Source organism: Paracoccus albicereus (assembly GCF_024359525.1).
GTDB classification, from domain to species: Bacteria; Pseudomonadota; Alphaproteobacteria; order Rhodobacterales; family Rhodobacteraceae; genus Paracoccus; species Paracoccus albicereus.
The window spans coordinates 666,411-681,622 of record NZ_JAKZEU010000002.1; the positions used below are offsets into that span (position 1 = coordinate 666,411).

General features: G+C 61.4%; 18 protein-coding genes and 6 pseudogenes. 8 read left to right on the forward strand and 16 right to left on the reverse strand.

What is annotated here, in order from left to right; all coding sequences use genetic code 11:
* Positions 1 to 121 precede the first annotated feature (121 nt).
* Positions 122 to 655 carry an OB-fold nucleic acid binding domain-containing protein gene (locus tag MLD63_RS06750; protein ID WP_255329112.1) on the reverse strand — a complete coding sequence of 178 codons (534 nt, stop codon included), beginning with the start codon at positions 653 to 655 and terminating at the stop codon, positions 122 to 124.
* 52 nt (positions 656 to 707) lie between these two features.
* On the opposite strand from MLD63_RS06750, the gene MLD63_RS06755 reads away from it, so the two are divergent.
* Positions 708 to 1,897, forward strand: a protein-coding gene (locus MLD63_RS06755; protein WP_255329113.1) for an IS3 family transposase whose coding sequence is annotated in 2 segments (ribosomal slippage) — positions 708 to 960 and positions 960 to 1,897 — 1,191 coding nt in all. Because the reading frame shifts where the segments join, the coding sequence is not laid out codon by codon here.
* Positions 1,898 to 2,313: 416 nt separating this feature from the next.
* Here the strand turns inward: MLD63_RS06755 and MLD63_RS18015 are convergent.
* The 5 genes from MLD63_RS18015 to MLD63_RS06765 all read right to left on the reverse strand — a co-directional run bounded on the left by MLD63_RS18015 (position 2,314) and on the right by MLD63_RS06765 (position 4,241).
* Positions 2,314 to 2,487, reverse strand: coding sequence for a hypothetical protein (locus tag MLD63_RS18015; protein WP_507185071.1), 174 nt, complete (start codon positions 2,485 to 2,487; stop codon positions 2,314 to 2,316).
* A complete protein-coding gene (locus MLD63_RS18020) occupies positions 2,427 to 3,335 on the reverse strand; it encodes a DDE-type integrase/transposase/recombinase (RefSeq protein ID WP_507185070.1) in 909 nt (302 codons plus the stop codon). The genes MLD63_RS18015 and MLD63_RS18020 overlap by 61 nt, the downstream gene beginning before the upstream one ends.
* Complete coding sequence (locus MLD63_RS18025; RefSeq protein WP_507185067.1) at positions 3,332 to 3,529, reverse strand: hypothetical protein; 198 nt, start codon at positions 3,527 to 3,529, stop codon at positions 3,332 to 3,334. Before MLD63_RS18025 ends, MLD63_RS18020 begins: the two co-directional genes overlap by 4 nt.
* Positions 3,526 to 3,753 (reverse strand): transposase, encoded by a 228-nt coding sequence (locus MLD63_RS18030; RefSeq protein ID WP_507185068.1) that lies wholly within the window; start codon positions 3,751 to 3,753, stop codon positions 3,526 to 3,528. Before MLD63_RS18030 ends, MLD63_RS18025 begins: the two co-directional genes overlap by 4 nt.
* Positions 3,754 to 3,902: 149 nt before the next feature.
* Positions 3,903 to 4,241 carry a hypothetical protein gene (locus MLD63_RS06765; RefSeq protein WP_255329114.1) on the reverse strand — a complete coding sequence of 113 codons (339 nt, stop codon included), beginning with the start codon at positions 4,239 to 4,241 and terminating at the stop codon, positions 3,903 to 3,905.
* Positions 4,242 to 4,575: 334 nt separating this feature from the next.
* Here MLD63_RS06765 and MLD63_RS06770 point away from each other — a divergent pair, with 334 nt between their 5' ends.
* On the forward strand, positions 4,576 to 4,878 hold the full coding sequence (locus MLD63_RS06770; protein ID WP_255329115.1) for a hypothetical protein: 303 nt from the start codon (positions 4,576 to 4,578) through the stop codon (positions 4,876 to 4,878).
* A gap of 85 nt (positions 4,879 to 4,963) precedes the next feature.
* On the opposite strand, the pseudogene MLD63_RS06775 reads toward MLD63_RS06770, so the two are convergent.
* The 4 genes and pseudogenes from MLD63_RS06775 to MLD63_RS06790 form a co-directional block, all read right to left on the reverse strand.
* Positions 4,964 to 5,161: pseudogene (locus tag MLD63_RS06775) on the reverse strand (transposase); the annotation flags it as partial.
* A gap of 94 nt (positions 5,162 to 5,255) precedes the next feature.
* Positions 5,256 to 5,621 carry a DUF983 domain-containing protein gene (locus MLD63_RS06780; protein ID WP_255329116.1) on the reverse strand — a complete coding sequence of 122 codons (366 nt, stop codon included), beginning with the start codon at positions 5,619 to 5,621 and terminating at the stop codon, positions 5,256 to 5,258.
* A gap of 116 nt (positions 5,622 to 5,737) precedes the next feature.
* Positions 5,738 to 6,494: pseudogene (locus MLD63_RS06785) on the reverse strand (IS5 family transposase).
* 66 nt (positions 6,495 to 6,560) lie between these two features.
* Positions 6,561 to 6,977, reverse strand: a pseudogene (locus tag MLD63_RS06790) (transposase); the annotation flags it as partial.
* Positions 6,978 to 7,043: 66 nt separating this feature from the next.
* Here MLD63_RS06790 and MLD63_RS06795 point away from each other — a divergent pair.
* The 6 genes and pseudogenes from MLD63_RS06795 to MLD63_RS06820 all read left to right on the forward strand — a co-directional run.
* Positions 7,044 to 7,181, forward strand: a pseudogene (locus tag MLD63_RS06795) (IS481 family transposase); the annotation flags it as partial.
* A 99-nt stretch (positions 7,182 to 7,280) separates the two neighbouring features.
* Positions 7,281 to 7,649 carry an IS66-like element accessory protein TnpA gene (tnpA, locus tag MLD63_RS06800; RefSeq protein ID WP_255329117.1) on the forward strand — a complete coding sequence of 123 codons (369 nt, stop codon included), beginning with the start codon at positions 7,281 to 7,283 and terminating at the stop codon, positions 7,647 to 7,649.
* Positions 7,650 to 7,699: 50 nt separating this feature from the next.
* Positions 7,700 to 7,834: pseudogene (gene tnpB / locus MLD63_RS17995) on the forward strand (IS66 family insertion sequence element accessory protein TnpB); the annotation flags it as partial.
* Positions 7,835 to 8,056: 222 nt separating this feature from the next.
* A complete protein-coding gene (gene tnpC / locus MLD63_RS06810; protein WP_255329118.1) occupies positions 8,057 to 9,652 on the forward strand; it encodes an IS66 family transposase in 1,596 nt (531 codons plus the stop codon).
* Complete coding sequence (locus MLD63_RS06815; RefSeq protein WP_255329119.1) at positions 9,652 to 9,990, forward strand: YnfA family protein; 339 nt, start codon at positions 9,652 to 9,654, stop codon at positions 9,988 to 9,990. Before tnpC ends, MLD63_RS06815 begins: the two co-directional genes overlap by 1 nt.
* A 26-nt stretch (positions 9,991 to 10,016) precedes the next feature.
* Positions 10,017 to 10,844: pseudogene (locus tag MLD63_RS06820) on the forward strand (IS481 family transposase); the annotation flags it as partial.
* A 17-nt stretch (positions 10,845 to 10,861) separates the two neighbouring features.
* Here the strand turns inward: MLD63_RS06820 and MLD63_RS06825 are convergent.
* The 6 genes from MLD63_RS06825 to MLD63_RS06855 all read right to left on the reverse strand — a co-directional run bounded on the left by MLD63_RS06825 (position 10,862) and on the right by MLD63_RS06855 (position 15,024).
* Positions 10,862 to 12,007, reverse strand: coding sequence for a cation:proton antiporter (locus MLD63_RS06825; protein ID WP_255329120.1), 1,146 nt, complete (start codon positions 12,005 to 12,007; stop codon positions 10,862 to 10,864).
* Between the two features lie 57 nt (positions 12,008 to 12,064).
* On the reverse strand, positions 12,065 to 12,298 hold the full coding sequence (locus MLD63_RS06830; protein WP_255329121.1) for a thioredoxin family protein: 234 nt from the start codon (positions 12,296 to 12,298) through the stop codon (positions 12,065 to 12,067).
* A complete protein-coding gene (locus MLD63_RS06835) occupies positions 12,299 to 12,988 on the reverse strand; it encodes an SDH family Clp fold serine proteinase (RefSeq protein WP_255329122.1) in 690 nt (229 codons plus the stop codon).
* A gap of 183 nt (positions 12,989 to 13,171) precedes the next feature.
* On the reverse strand, positions 13,172 to 13,768 hold the full coding sequence (locus tag MLD63_RS06845) for a rhomboid family intramembrane serine protease (protein ID WP_255329124.1): 597 nt from the start codon (positions 13,766 to 13,768) through the stop codon (positions 13,172 to 13,174).
* Positions 13,769 to 13,841: 73 nt separating this feature from the next.
* Positions 13,842 to 14,402 (reverse strand): NADH dehydrogenase ubiquinone Fe-S protein 4, encoded by a 561-nt coding sequence (locus MLD63_RS06850; protein ID WP_255329125.1) that lies wholly within the window; start codon positions 14,400 to 14,402, stop codon positions 13,842 to 13,844.
* Between the two features lies 1 nt (position 14,403).
* Positions 14,404 to 15,024, reverse strand: coding sequence for a hypothetical protein (locus MLD63_RS06855; protein ID WP_255329126.1), 621 nt, complete (start codon positions 15,022 to 15,024; stop codon positions 14,404 to 14,406).
* Between the last annotated feature and the right edge of the window lie 188 nt (positions 15,025 to 15,212).

Consider the following 15,212-nt stretch of genomic DNA (forward strand, 5'->3'; position numbering starts at 1 on the left):
TATTGGACCGTAACTAGGACATCTCGCTTTCACTACATGGGATGCTGAAAGGCTGGATATAAGCAGCCTGCCTTCGCCATCGGCAGGGATGACTCCGAGCAGCACGACTTCATTGACGACTTCACCGAAAGTCCCGCGTCTTCACCCTGATGCTGTCCAGATGCAGGTCGCGGATATACATGTCCCGCGTTCGCAGGCCCTTCGGCGTGGGATCGCGTGGGTCGGGGCCGTTCGGGCCGCGGTGGAACTCGTCGCCGCGTCCGTGGGGCAGCGGGAAGTCGGCGTCCTGCTCGCCGATGCCGGCGAGATCGCGGGAGAGGTCGGTGATCTGGTGGGTGACGAGATGGACGACCTCGCCCTCGCGCTGGACCGGGCCGCGCACGGCGATCATGCTGGCGCCGAGGATGATGCGGCGATGGGCCTCGAAGACCTTGGGCCAGACCACCAGGTTGGCGATGCCGGTCTCGTCCTCGAGCGTGATGAACATCACGCCCTTGGCCGAACCGGGACGCTGGCGGACGAGAACCAGCCCCGCGACCTCGTGCCAGCGGCGGTTGCGCGCGGTGTTGATCTCGGCGCAGGTGACGATCCGGCGGCGGGCAAGCCCCTCGCGCAGGAAAGCCACGGGATGGCGGCGCAGGCTCTGACCTGCCACGGGATTTTTCCTCCATCTGCGATTAGAGTCCGGCCCATGGAGAGGACGGACGATGAAGAAGGCACGACTGACGGAAGAGCAGATCATTGGCATCTTGCAGGAGCATGAGGCGGGCGCGAAGTGCGCTGATCTGTGCCGCAGGCATGGGATGTCGGAAGGGACGTTCTATGCTTGGAAGGCGAAGTATTCGGGGATGACAGTGTCGGAGGCCAAGCGGCTGAAGGCACTGGAGGACGAGAATGCCAAGCTGAAGAAGCTGCTGGCCGAGCAGATGCTCGACATGGCTGCGATGCGCGAGCTTCTCCAAAAAAAATGGTAACGCCCGCCGTGAAGCGCGAGGCTGTCGCGCATCTGAAGGCCCATCTCGGGCTGTCGGAACGGCGGGCGTGTCAGATTGCCGGGGCGGACCGCAAGATGGTGCGCTACCAGTCGCAGCGCGCGCCGGACACGGCGCTGCGGGGGCGGTTGCGAGATCTGGCCAATGAACGGCGCAGGTTCGGTTACAGGCGGCTCTTCGTGCTGCTCAGGCGCGAGGGCGAGGCGTCGGGAATCAACCGCATCTACCGTCTCTACCGTGAGGAAGGATTAACCGTGCGTAAACGCAAAGCGCGCCGCAAGGCCCTCGGCACAAGGGCCCCGATCCTGATGGAGGCGCGGCCAAATGCCCGTTGGTCGCTGGATTTCGTCCATGACCAGTTCGCCTGTGGGCGGCGCTTTCGGGTGCTGAACATTGTGGACGACGTCACGCGCGAGTGTTTGGCGGCGATCCCCGACACGTCCATCTCGGGCCGCCGCGTGGCCCGTGAACTGACCGCGCTGATCGAACCCCGTGGCAAGCCCTGCATGATTGTGTCGGATAACGGCACCGAACTGACCTCGAATGCAATCCTGAAGTGGTGCGCCGAGCACAGGGTCGAATGGCACTATATCGCACCCGGAAAGCCGATGCAGAACGGTTTCGTGGAAAGCTTCAACGGCAGGATGCGGGACGAGTTCTTGAACGAGACGCTGTTCCGCAATCTCTCCCATGCCCGTGCTCTGATCGCCCAATGGGTCACCGACTACAACACCGAGCGGCCCCATTCAGCTCTCGGCTACCAGACACCGGCAGGCTTCGCCCTGCACCTGACCACCGCAATCGCCCGACCCGCTGCACGCGATGAGAGTTCCGCGCGCCGGGCGATTGCTCAACCCACGCCGAAGGGCGTAAATCAGCAACCGGCTCCGGTCGCAGCTGGATGAAAGTTCAGTGGCAGGTCAATGCAGCTGTTCCGCTTACACCGCATCGCCGCCGGTCGACCCACTGCGGGCAGCACCTGCAGGGACCGGCAGAAACGTTCTGCATTGCTGAGGTTGGCTTGCCGGACCACGCTACACCGTGTCACCAATGACCGGTCTAGGAACGTTGCAGCGCAGCATTGGCCAACCCGGTGAACGGCATTAACGGGCCGAAAACGAAAATCCCGATTTGGTCGACTGCCGCGATGAGCGCCCATCCTCAGGGATGGGTTTCTACTCATGCCCGGCGGAGAAGTCCGCCGGGCTGATAGCGTTTTCGCCTGCAGGTGCCTGGCGAATTGGTTGTGCACGTCGTCAGAAGATTTGGCGCAGATTGGGGCGTAGACTAGCGGAGAGCGGGCCTCGTCTGGGATTTGATGTTAGGCTGCGAGCTTGCGGTGCTGCAAGCGCCGATATTCGATGGTTTTTCGTTTGATCCTTTCGCTCTGTTTGATGATGGCCTGTGCCCTGCCGAAGTAGACATCGGCAGGCGTCACGTTGGCCAGGCTCTCGTGGTAACGCTGGTTGTTGTAGTGCTCGACGAAGGCCTCGATCTGGGCTTCGAGGTCGCCGGCAGGAAGTAGTTCTCCAACAGGATGCGGTTCTTCAGGGTCTGGTGCAAGCGCTCGATCTTGCCCTGGGTCTGCGGGTGGCACGGCGCGCCGCGCACATGGCTCATCTTGTTGGCTTCGATGTATTCGGCCAGCTCGCCCGCGATGTCGCTGGGGCCATTGTCCGATAGCAGCCTGGGTTTGTGCAGAACGGTGGCGCTGTCGCAGCCCGAGGCGGCGAGCGCGCGGTCCAGCGTGTCGGTCACGTCCTCGGCCCGCATGTCGGTGCATAGCTTCCAGGCGATGATGTCGCGCGAGAAGTCGTCAAGCACCGTCGAGAGGTACATCCAGCCCCACCCGATGATCTTGAAGCAGGTGAAGTCGGTCTGCCACATCTCGTTCGGCCGCGTGGTCTTGGTGTGGAACTGATCGGCCGCCTTGATTACCGTATAGGCTGGGCTGGTGATCAGGTCATGGGCCTTGAGCAACCGGTAGGCGTTCGGCAGGAAAACGATCCACAGGATCGTTCTCTTCTCTGCCTCACCTTCCGACACGAAGTAGTGTTTCTCGTCGGTGAAGCGCACGGCCAGTTCGCGTGGGCTGAGGTCGGTCGCCTCCAACGCCATCTCGACGATCTGGTCCTGGATGTCCTCGCCAATGCGGTTCCACACCCGGTTCGGCGCCGAAGGGCGATCCTCCAGCGCTTCCGGCCCACCTTCCCGGTAGCGGTCATGCCAGCGGTAGAAGGTCCGGCGGGCAATGCCGAGCGGGTCCAGCGTCCGCCTGGCCGGCAGGTGCGACTGCTCGACGATACGGATGATCTCCAGCTTCTCGGATGCGGGATACCTCATTCGTCGTCGCCCCCATCCGCGATCATGCTTTTTTTAAGCAAGCGGTTTTCCAGCGTCAGGTCCGCCACGCACTCCTTCAGCGCACGGGCTTCGCGGCGCAAGTCCTGCACGTCACCGGAGGTCGCCGCACGGGCGGTGTCCCCGGCCAGGCGGCGTTTGCCGTTCAGCGTGGCCTTGAACCACTGGCGGCTCACGCCTCACTCCATGACTCCTTGGACCGGCTGTAGTACAGACTCTGCGCAATGCCCTCTTTACGGCACAACTCGGCGATACTGTCGTCACCGCGAAGACCTTCAAGCACGATGCGGATCTTGTCTTCGGCCGAGAAGTGGCGGCGGGTCTGACGCCGGATGTCCTTGACCACCCGCTCTGCAGGGGGCTTGGTCGGCGATTTTGAATCGGAGGATTTGGGCTTCATCTTCGTTCCTTCGTCACTACGACGAAGCCCAAATCCTCCTTAAATCACAACCTCAAATCTGTGCCATAGCCGCTGACGGGGGACACAATGAAGGTATGTCCGTCGCTCCTCCATGGGCCCGCCGACAGATTGTCTACTCCGCGGAATGATCACCGCGCGCAGACGCGCGCATACCCGTTCGACCAGCACGCCCGGTCACGATCTTCCCGCTGCAGGGTCCCGAGATCATCGTGAGCATGGGAATTCTTCTCATAGCCGTTCCAGAAACCCTTCGCGACCCCCGGCTCCATGACGCTGACGTAGACGAAATAAAAATCCCCAGCATAAGTGAGCCTGAAGCTGCCGTCCGCGTCACCATCAAAATCGCAGGTGCCGTCGAAAATCTCGCGGTCGGCGATCGTGAGATTGCACGATGCCGGCTTAGCCTCTGCGACGCCCGTCCACATAGCCGCCGCGAGAACCGCCGCGATGCCCGAAAATGCCTTCATCTCAATCTCCTGAAAAACTCCGCACATAACACCCCGGCGCCGGAATCCCGGTCAATCTATCCTGCGTCAAAAACGCGGAGGATCCGACACGCATGACATACACCGGCCGCCCGCGCAAACCCGCGACCCTATCCGACACCCTCGCCAACATCGCCGCGCAACAGTCCATCTTGAGCGACGACCTGGACGCGCCAATCGCCCCCTTTCTTAAAGCGAGAGGGCTGACACCGGCCGCAAACTCGCCGCCCTGGTCGCGACCCTCCCGACCCACCTCGGCGAGATCGAAGAGCGCCGCCGCCGCCGCGCCGTCCACCGCCTCCAGCAGGAAGCATTCGTGCGCCTGAGCCGCGCGTCCGGCGGTCGCCTGATCCGCTCAATCGTCGAAGACCTGACCCGCACCCCGATCATACGAATGACGCACAAAACCGCCGCCGGCGTCCCGATAGAGATCACGATAACCGCCCAGCCCGGGATAACCCACGCGGCGCTGCTCTGCCGGGTGGGCGATGACGATCACATGTATCTGCGCGTCAGCCAGCCCGCCGCCATCACCCGGCAGGTGACCGGTTTCAGGACCGGGAATGAGGCCCTCCAGCTCCTCACCCTTCTTGAAGACCTTCGCATCGATCCAACATAAAAGGCCCCCTCGTGGGGGCCTTGGAGTTCGTAACGGTCGGTGATCAGAACTGAGGCTTTTCCGCCTCGGCAGCATACATCCTCATCCAAATCATCAGCCGCCCCTGCATGTCCCGCGCGCCGTATTCCTTCGGTGCGTCACACCAGCGCAACCCATTGCGATTGATGAAGATTATGCCGCTAAGGACGCGACGATCATCGACGCGGGGTTTACCATGGCTCTTCGGAAAGAACGGTTTCAGGCGCTCCATCTGGGCGTCGGTCAGCCAATAAAGATTGCTCATCGATCAGGTCTCCTTGCAGAGCCTGAATCATGCCAAACGCCTGAAATCAATGGGTCTGGAGCCTAAGCTGCCACGTCCTCATTGGCGCACAATTTCACGCACCTCTATCCTGTTCGTCATGGGCCCATAGATAGCCAATGAAGGCGCTTTTGACAAAGCGTAGCAGAATCAGGGTGAGTGCTCCGTTCGTTACGCCGAGTATGACAAGCAATGTGACTGGGTCTGGACGGAAGGCACCCCAAGTGTAGCCGAGAATGGGGATGAGCAGGAGAAGCATGATCGTCATCGTAAAGAATGCAGGCCCGTCTGCCGCAGGGTATCGTTTGAACTCCACACCGCACGAGCTGCACTCGGGGATGACATCGAGATAGCCTTTCAGAATTTTGCCTTCGCCGCAGTTGGGACAACGATTGGTAAGCCCGCGCAGCAATGCCATCTTCTTGTCGCGCTTATCTTCCATCGCAATGCTCGCGTCAGGCTTAGTGTTCAAATTCTTGGCATCTTTAGCGCTGATTGCACGCTATCCTAGGCCGAGGCAACTAGCTAAAAAGGCACAGCCGAGCCTAGGGTCAGGATTCATAACCAATAAATGACGACTGCAGCGAGGGCGATGGCTGATAGGAACACCTTGGGGCATCGATCATAGCGGGTGGCGACCCGCCTCCAATCCTTCAGTCTGCCGAACATGATCTCAATGCGGTTCCGCCGTTTGTAACGGCGCTTGTCGTATTTGACCGGCGTCTTACGTTGTTTCCGACCCGGGATGCAGGCGCGTATCCCCTTGTCCTGCAAAGCTTCTCTGAACCAGTCAGCGTCATAGCCACGATCCCGAGCAGCCATTTGACGTTTGGCAGGCCACTGAGCAGCGCCCGTGCGCCGATGTAATCGCTGACCTGTCCGGCGGTGACGAACAGGTCGATCGGTCGCCCCTGACTGTCGCAGATGGCGTGCAGCTTGGTGTTCATGCCGCCCTTGGTTCGACCAATCAGACGACCGCGCCCCCTTTTTTGGCGACCATGCTGGTCGCCGTTCGGTGGGCCTTGAGGTATGTCGCGTCGATCATCACGGCCGTCTTCTCACCGTGCTCCGCCGCCAGCCCGGCCATCATCCGCGCGAAGATGCCCTTTTCGCTCCAACGCTTCCAGCGGCTGTAGAGCGTTTTGTGAGGGCCATAGGCGGCAGGCGCATCGCGCCACCGCAAGCCATTGCGATTGATGAAGATAATCCCACTCAGCACGCGTCTGTCATCAACCCGAGGCTTGCCGTGGAACTTGGGAAGGAAAGGCGCCAGGCGGGCCATCTGCGCGTCCGTCAGCCAGACGAGATCGCTCATGTCACCGCTCCGATTGCCGAGCCGTGAATCGTGCTGCGCGACCCAAATCAATGCATCCTGACCCTAGGCGCCATCAGCCGTAACGCTAGCGATTTCCTGGTCCTGCGGGATTTGGTCGAGAAGGTGGGGTAGGATGGGCGCATCACCGATGTGGCTCCCGGTGACTTCGACGGCCCGGATCTCCAACGTTTCTTCATCGATCCGAAGGTGGAGCTTGCGCCAGACGCGCCGTTTCGGGCCGCCATGATTGCGTGCGTGCCACTCGCCTTCACCTTCGACCTTGATCCCGGTGCTGTCGATCAGCAGGCGCAGTGGCCCCTTGGAGCCGCGATAGGGGATGTTCACGGCCAAGGTCTTCTGGCGGCGAGATAGCGTGCTGAAGTCGGGCACCGTCCAGTTCGTTAGCGAGCCCCGGCGCTTGAGTGCTTCATTGTAGGCTGGCCAGTTCTTGGTCTTATAGGTCGGGGGTATGGGTCTGCTCATGCATCCCAGCTACCACCCTGGATTCGCGAGATGAATCCCTCACGCGATTTGTGCAACGGAGCCCCTATGGGACAAATTCGTCATGGCAGCGCCACGACCACGCACGCTGTCCGAGCAGCAATACAGCGATCGCAAGCTTCGCTCGCGCAGTTGAGCCGTGAGTTGGGCATCAATCCCAAGACCGTTGCGAAGTGGCGTAAGCGCGGTAACCGCCCGATTGAAGCCGCCTGCCTGCCGAAGGCAGCTCGAGCTAAGACACGTGCATAAAGACGTAGTTATGCACGTATCTTAACGGGAGATGCCATGTTTGGCAAAGTTCTGGGCGTTGAGCGACGCCGACGGTGGAGTGATGACGAGAAGCTCGAGATCTTGCTTAAGGTGGGTGTTGGCGGGGCCTCGGTCACGCAAGTTGCCCAACGGCACGAGCTCACGCGGTCGCAGGTCTATGGCTGGCGTCGTGACCTGAAGAAGAAGGGGCTTTGGTCGCCGGATCGGGGCGCGGTCTTTCTGCCGGTCGATTTCGGGCTGCAGTCCGAGCCCGCTCACTCCCCCGCACCCTCTCGGCCGGTCCTTGTGGAACTGCGGCTTTCCAATGGTCGTTGCCTTCGGTTTGACAGCAGCATGGATGGCGATGCTCTGACGCGGCTGATCCGTGCGGTGGAAGCGGCATGATCGGTCCCGGCACCGGCGTTCGCGTCTACCTGGCATGCGGCGCAACGGACATGCGGAAGGGAATTGCCGGCCTTTCGGCCCTGGCTCAGGACGTGTTGCGCCAGAAGCCAACCAGCGGTGCGGTTTTTGCCTTCCGGGGGCGCAAGGGGGATCGTCTGAAGCTGCTTTACTGGGATGGCCAGGACTTCTGCCTCTACTACAAGGTCCTCGAGCGCGGGCGCTTTCCCTTGGCCGAACACCGAAGCCGGGGTCGCGCGGCTGACCTCGGCGCAGCTGGCGATGCTCTGGGAAGGGATCGACTGGCGACGACCGGACTGGGGCGCACCACCCGCGCGGGTCGGATAGATTATCCCTCTGAATCTCCTTGTTTTATTGGCCGTCTCGTCCTGCGCATGGTATCAGTCACCATGTCCGATGATGCCGACATTCTCTCTGACGACCCCGCGGTCCTGAAGGCGATGATCGCTGCGCTTCAGGCAGAGAATGCGCGCATGTCGGCCATGCTCCAGGCCCACGAGCAACTGGTTCAGGCCTTGCGCCTGCGGATCGCCAAGTTGCAGAAACAGGCCTTCGGCAAATCTTCGGAAGAGATCGAGCGCGAGATCGCCCAGCTGGAGCTGGCGCTGGAGGATCTGCTGGTCGCAGCCGCCGAACAGCGCGACGGGCCGGTCGAAGACGATGAGCCAGCCGCGGCCGATGCTCCTGCTACCGAGGCGAAGCCCCGCCGACGTCCGCGCGTGTCGGACGCAACGCCCCGCGAACGCCGGGAGCTCGACCCTGGCTCCTGTTGCCCCGATTGTGGGGGTGACCTGCGAGTGGTGGGCGAGGACGTCAGCGAAGTTCTCGACCTGGTCGCGGCGCAGATGAGGATCATTCAGATCGCGCGGGTGAAGAAGTCCTGCCGCCGGTGTGAGAAGATGGTGCAGCCTGCGGCCCCGAGCCGTCCGATCCCCGGCAGCATGGCCGGACCGGGGCTGCTGGCTCAAATCCTCGTCTCGAAGTTCGACGACCATCTTCCATTGTATCGTCAGCACGAGATCTACGCGCGCATGGGCGCCGACATCCCTGACAGCACGCTTCTGGATTGGTGCGGGCGCGCCATGAAGGTGCTCGCCCCCGTCATCGAGCGGATCGAGGCCGAGATGATGGCCGCGCCGGTGCTGCATGCAGATGACACCCCGATCCGCGTGCTGGACCGGTCACGCCGCGACCGCGGTCTGGGCAAAGGGGTCAAGCAAGGGCGGATCTGGGCCTATGTCTCTGACCAGCGCCCTTGGAATGGCACCGCGCCGCCCGGTGTTGTCTACCGCTTCTCCCCGGATCGGAAGGGGGAGCATCCTCAGCTCCATCTGCGAGACAGCGGCGGCATCCTCCAGGCGGATGCCTATGCCGGCTTCAACCCGCTCTACGCAGCGCGTCCGGATGGCAGCAGCCAGTTCCGAGAAGCAGCATGCTGGGCTCACCTGCGGCGCGACTTCCACGATGTTTGGGAAACCACGAAGTCCGAGATCGCGCGGGAGGCCCTCGACCGGATCGGCAAGATCTACGATATCGAGCGCGAGATCGCCGGTCAGTCCGCCGAACTGCGACAGGCCGCGCGCCAGCAGCACTCTCGCCCCATGGTGGTTGCCTTCAAGACCTGGGCCGAGGCCCAGCTGCTGCGCATTCCGGGCAAGAGTGATCTCGCCAAGGCCATCCGCTACGGCCTCAGCCGCTGGTCATCCTTCGAGCTCTTCCTCGAAGATGGCCGCGTCGGCATCGACAACAACCCGGCCGAGCGCGCCATGCGCCCGATCGGCATCGGACGGAAGAACTGGCTCTTCGCGGGCTCCGATAGCGGCGGCAAAACGCTGGCCCGGGCTATGACGCTCATCGAAACCGCCAAGATGAACGGGCTCGATCCGCAGGCCTGGCTCGCCGACATCCTCGACCGCATCCATGATCACAAAATCAACCGGCTCGACCAACTGCTGCCGTGGCAGTGGAGCACAGCTCGCCCATGATGAGCGTCTTCGTCTCTATCGGCATGTATGCGCTGGCTGCTCTCGCCGAGATCGCGGGATGCTTCGCGTTCTGGGCCTGGCTGCGACTTGACCGCTCTGCCCTCTGGCTTATCCCGGGAGCCATCTCCCTCGCCCTGTTCGCATACTTGCTGACGCGGGTTGAGGTCGAGTTTGCCGGTCGCGCATATGCAGCCTACGGCGGCATATACATCGCAGCATCAATCGCCTGGCTTTGGGCCGTAGAGGGGCAAATCCCGACCCGATGGGATATCATCGGCGCAGTCCTTTGTCTGACCGGCATGGCGATCATCTTGGTCGCCCCGATGCTTCAGAAGTAACCTGCGGTCTCTATCGGGCGGTTACTAAGCGCGCGACGGTCGAGGATATTAAGACGGGGCCTTCTGAGCCTCGATCCACCGTGCTGACCGAGGCTGAGGAGGCGATGGTCGTTGCATTCCGGCGCCATAAACTGCTGCCACTGGACGATTGCCTTTACGCTCTGCAGCCTTCGATCCCCCACCTGACGCGATCTGCGCTGCATCGCTGTCTGCAGCGACATGGCATCTCGCGCTTGCCTGATATGGAAGGCGACAAGCCGAAGCGGTCGAAGTTCAAACGCTACCCCATAGGGTTCTTCCATATCGATATCGCCAAGGTGCAAACCGCTGAAGGCAAATTATATTTGTTCGTTGGCATCGACCGGACGAGCAAGTTCGCCGTGACCCAACTCGTCGAAAAGGCCGACAGAAAAACAGCCTGGGAATTCCTTCAGCACCTGCTCGAAGCCGTGCCCTACCAAGTCCATACCATTCTCACCGACAACGGAATCCAGTTCGCAGAGCAGCCCCGGAATCGGAATACCATCTACTCTCGGCCGATGCGCTTCGACATGATCTGCGAGGCAAACGGGATTGAGCACCGGCTGACCAAACTCAACCATCCCTGGACCAACGGACAGGTCGAGCGCATGAACCGCACGATCAAGGACGCCACCGTTAAGCGCTTCCACTATGACAGCCACGATCAGCTGCGCACGCATCTCAGCGACTTTATGGCCGCCTACAACTTCGCACGCCGGCTCAAGACCCTCAACGGGCTCACCCCCTACGAGTACATCTGCAAGATCTGGACTTCAGAGCCGGACAGATTCATCTTGAACCCGATCCACCAGATGTCGGGACTGAACAGCTAAGGGCTACGCGGCATCTACTAAACCTTTAGCCCCGCCCATCTGACCATGACACTCCCGGCCAGCATGCTCATGCCAATCGCGAGGAGTAGAGGACCAGCGAATTCCTCTGTAACAACGCTTGAGGTCGAGGAAACCGACAGCAGCATCAGGCTGAATTCTCCTCCGTGGGCCAGGATGATCCCAGTGCGCCATGAGGTCTGAAGCGACTCGCCGAATAGGCGGGCGACGACCAAAACTATCAGCGTCTTGCCCGCAAATATGATCGCGAGCCAGATCAGCACCACAGGCCATACAGATGGAATGATCCAGAGTGGCAATTGCGTTCCGATGCCGACAAAGAAAATCCCGACAAACAAATCGCGAAAGGGCCGGATCTCGTTCTCGACGGCATGGCGCGCGTCACCCTCGCCGATAATCATGCCGGCCGCGAATGCGGCGAGTGCCGGAGAAAGACCGGCGGAGGTCGCGACGATCGCAGACCCGAGCGCAATGGTGAGCGCGAGGAGTTGGGCGAGTTCCGGATCGCCACGCAACGCGACCCAACGGGCAAGCACCTGCAGGGGGCCACGCGCAATGAACAGAGCTGCAACCAATGCCGTAGAACTGGCGATGACCGTTATCACGCCATGTCCCTCGGCGGCTCCGCTCATCGAATCGTGCAGAAGCAGGAATGCGACAGCTGCCAAGTCTTGAAACAGAAGCACTGCAATGGCCAGACGCCTTTGAGCCGATCCCAGAGCGTTCGCGCTTGCGAACACCTTGAGGCACATGGCCGTGGATGACATGGCCACGGCCCCGCCGGTGAGGATTGCGGGGACGGGCGCGAGATCGAAGATCAGACTCGCTACCAACGATACCGTTATCGTCGTGACTGCAACCTGCGCGGCTCCAAGACCGAAGACATGCTTCCTGAGCGTTACGAGCTTCTCGAACGAGAATTCCAGGCCAAGAGCGAACAGCAGGAGTACCACTCCGATCTCGCCAATGCTGCTCAGGGCAGCGCTCTCAGCGATCAGGCCGAGGCCGGCAGGTCCGATGACTATGCCGGCAAGAATGTAACCGACGATGCTGGGCACGCCGATCCGCGAACATATCGTCACGAGCACGAACGCGGCAAAGACCAACAAGGCCGCACTTTCAAAAAATCCGGTCGCGCCATGCATGTTCTTCTCCTTCTTCTCCTGATGGCATGGCGCAGGGAAGGCCAATACCTGTAAACTCTAGACGTGCGAGCGCGCCCACTGCGCTATCTGCGCGGTAGGCATCGCACCGCTCGTTCTCGCAATTTCCTTCCCGCTACTGAACAGGATCATGGTGGGAATGCCGTGGATCCCATGGCGGCCGGCGATCTTCTGTTCGGCTTCCGTATCGAGCTTACCGAGGCGGAAATTTGGTTGGGCATCCTGTATTCTTTCGTTGACGAGCCGGTCATGGCGGCCGGCTGATGCAAGCATTCAGCGCATGGACATTGCGCGGCGCGCCTCTCGCTGCCGCGGCTCGGGCAGGTATTCCACGCAACCGCCCTGGCGACGAACCGGCTGCGGATAGAGCGTCATCAGCTCCAGTAGTTCCTTGGGCATGTCCGTTCCAACGGGCAGGTCCATGTCGCGGGCCTCATCGGCAGAGATGGGATAGGACAGCAGACGTTTCGCGAATGCCTCGATCAGCGCAATGGCCTTGCGACCGATATCGGCCATGATCAGGGTCTGGTCGTCGATATCGGCGATGGGTTTCTCGACGACTTTGATGAGCGAGGCAGCAGGCAACTGGCCAAGTTGCGGATCGACGGGTCCCAGCGCGGAGTGTTCGCACATCACGATCTTGTCGGCAGCGAGTGCGATCAGCGTGCTACCGGACATAGCGTAATGTGGCACGAACACTGTGAACTTGCCATTGTGTCCCTGAATGGCGCGGGCAATCTGTGTTGCCGCCAGCACAAGGCCGCCCGGTGTGTGCAGCACGAGGTCGAACGGCACTTCGTCGTCGGTCATCTGGATCGCGCGCAGCACTTCCTCCGAGTCATTGACGTCGATGTAGCGCATCAGGGGGAAACCCAGCAGGTTCATGGTCTCCTGCCGATGGATCAGCAGAATGACGCGACTACCGCGCTTCTTCTCGATGTTGGCGATCTTGCGAGTGCGCATCGCCTCAAGATATCTGCGCTGCAGAACCGGCTGCAGCGCCGAAATGAATGAACAGCCAAAAACAGCTGCATTATGTCCATGGACCTTGTCCTCCTTCCCTTCGACCATCCGGCAGAAAGCCATAGATGCCCTCGTCGCGATAATAGTGGCGATAGGCGTCGACGCGCCTTCGCAGGAGTGGCGTTACGAGCCAACCGGCGAGAAACCCGCCGATATGCGCCCACCAAGCGATCCCGCCGGTGGCCTGATCGCTGCCGAGCGACAAAAGGCAGGAATGACCTGCATGAAAAACAAGATCATCACGAGAATGACCGCGCGCACCTCGAAGAAGAGGGGAATGAACAGACACGGCACGATCACCACCCGCCGAGCCGCCGGAAACATGCGCGCGTAGCAACCGATCACGCCCGCGATCGCCCCCGATGCGCCAAGCGCGGGAACGACTGAGTGGGAATTCGCCAGCGCGTGAGCCAGTCCGGCCGCCACACCACAGAACAGATAGAACAGCGTGAATCGACCCGGTCCGAGCCGATCTTCGACGGCGGGGCCGAAGATCCAGAGCGTCCACATGTTCAAGATGAGATGCAGCCCGCCCCCGTGCAGGAAGATGTTGGTCAGGAACGGGGTCCAGTCGGACGGGGCGACGAGGCTTAGTTCCCCGAAGAAGCGCGAGGGAACCAGCGCGAACTCGAACAGGAACCGGTTGAGCGCACGCGGCGGCAGGCCGCTCTGGTAGAGGAAAGCGAGAAGGCTGATCCCGACGACTGACCAGACTGCCACGGGGGTGTCTGCGAGCAACGGTATCGGCCTATGGAAACATCTCATGTCCCCGAGCGCATGCAGCTGGCCGTCATCACGTCGTCTTTCTTGCAATTGTCACACCCGTCCACGCCGGAGGATCAGAGGCGGGGAAGGATTCGAGCGAGGCTTCGAGGACCGGATCGAAACTCTCCCTGTCGCTGGTAGACGGGTCGGCCGTGCTCTCATGCTGGACGCCTCTTGAGAGGCGGCGATCGGGGCGGAACGGGACCCGGAAGGCTCCCGGGGCATCGACGCCACTGTGCAGCCGGTAGCGCGTCTCACCCGCCCAAGGGTTCGCCATCCGGGCTCCCCCAGCGTCCTCGCGCACGACATAATGCCAGTCCCGCCGCTCTGCGAAGTCCACCGCGCTGTCGCGATCCGGAAACTTCAGCCGAATCGGACGATAGGGATCGCCGCTGGACGTGTATCCCATCAGCGGCTCGATCTGCGGCGGCCGGGACGGCTCGAACTCGAGGACCCAGTAGTTGGGCCGAGGCGCCGATGTCATCGCGGAACGGGCAGGACGGTAGATGATTGCCGTCGGCACGTCCCAGGATGGCAGATCGGTTCCGGGAATTTTCGGCGGGAATGGTGGGCGATTATGGCCGCGCATATCAGTTCTCCCGGGTGTCGGTGGATACGAGAAGGTGACGTTCGAGATCGTCGAGTTTTTCCATTCGCCTCGAATTCAGGCGAACGGCGCGTTCGGTGTTCTGCGAAGGAAAGGCAGCAGCGTGCAGGACGTCCGACCGCATCGCTATCGTGAGATCGGCGACGGCATTCATCACGCCCTCTCCGTCCCCGTCCGAGAGCGTGCCGTCAGCAAAACCGGACTGCAAGCTCTCCAGTACCTGCTCGAAGCTGGACACGACCCCTGCACTCGCGACCACAGCCAGCTTGTGGCTGAGAACACGCAGTTCATCGATCAGCTTCGCATCGTGCCTTGCGGTTTCCACGATCTCTGCGACCTTCTCGATACAGGCCATGTAAATGTCGCACTGCTGCTGGAGGATGATGACCCTTCCTTCCTTGCGAAGCTCGAGATCGGTCTGGCGATTGAGAAGCGCCGCGGTCAGAATGATCGTCACGACAGCGCCGAGGAAGATGAGCGTCATCTCCTGCGCGAAAGGCAGTATGTGTTCGGCAAGATACATAGAACGAAAAACGAAAACGATGCCGATGCCCAAGGCAGCGGCCGCAGCAGCAAATGCCAAGTCAGGCAGGCGGTTCGACATCAGCACCTCGCATTTTCGGTGTCAGGTGGCATGCACGGCTTTGCATCGGTGTCCGGCGCCTCTGCGTCCCGGTGCCGCAGGAAGATTGGCGTCGGACCGCTGCCGAACGGATTGAAGCCGGTGCTCAGGCAACGGTCGAAGATCGTTTCGTCCCATCGGGTGAAATCTTGCTCCTCGCCGGCAAATCG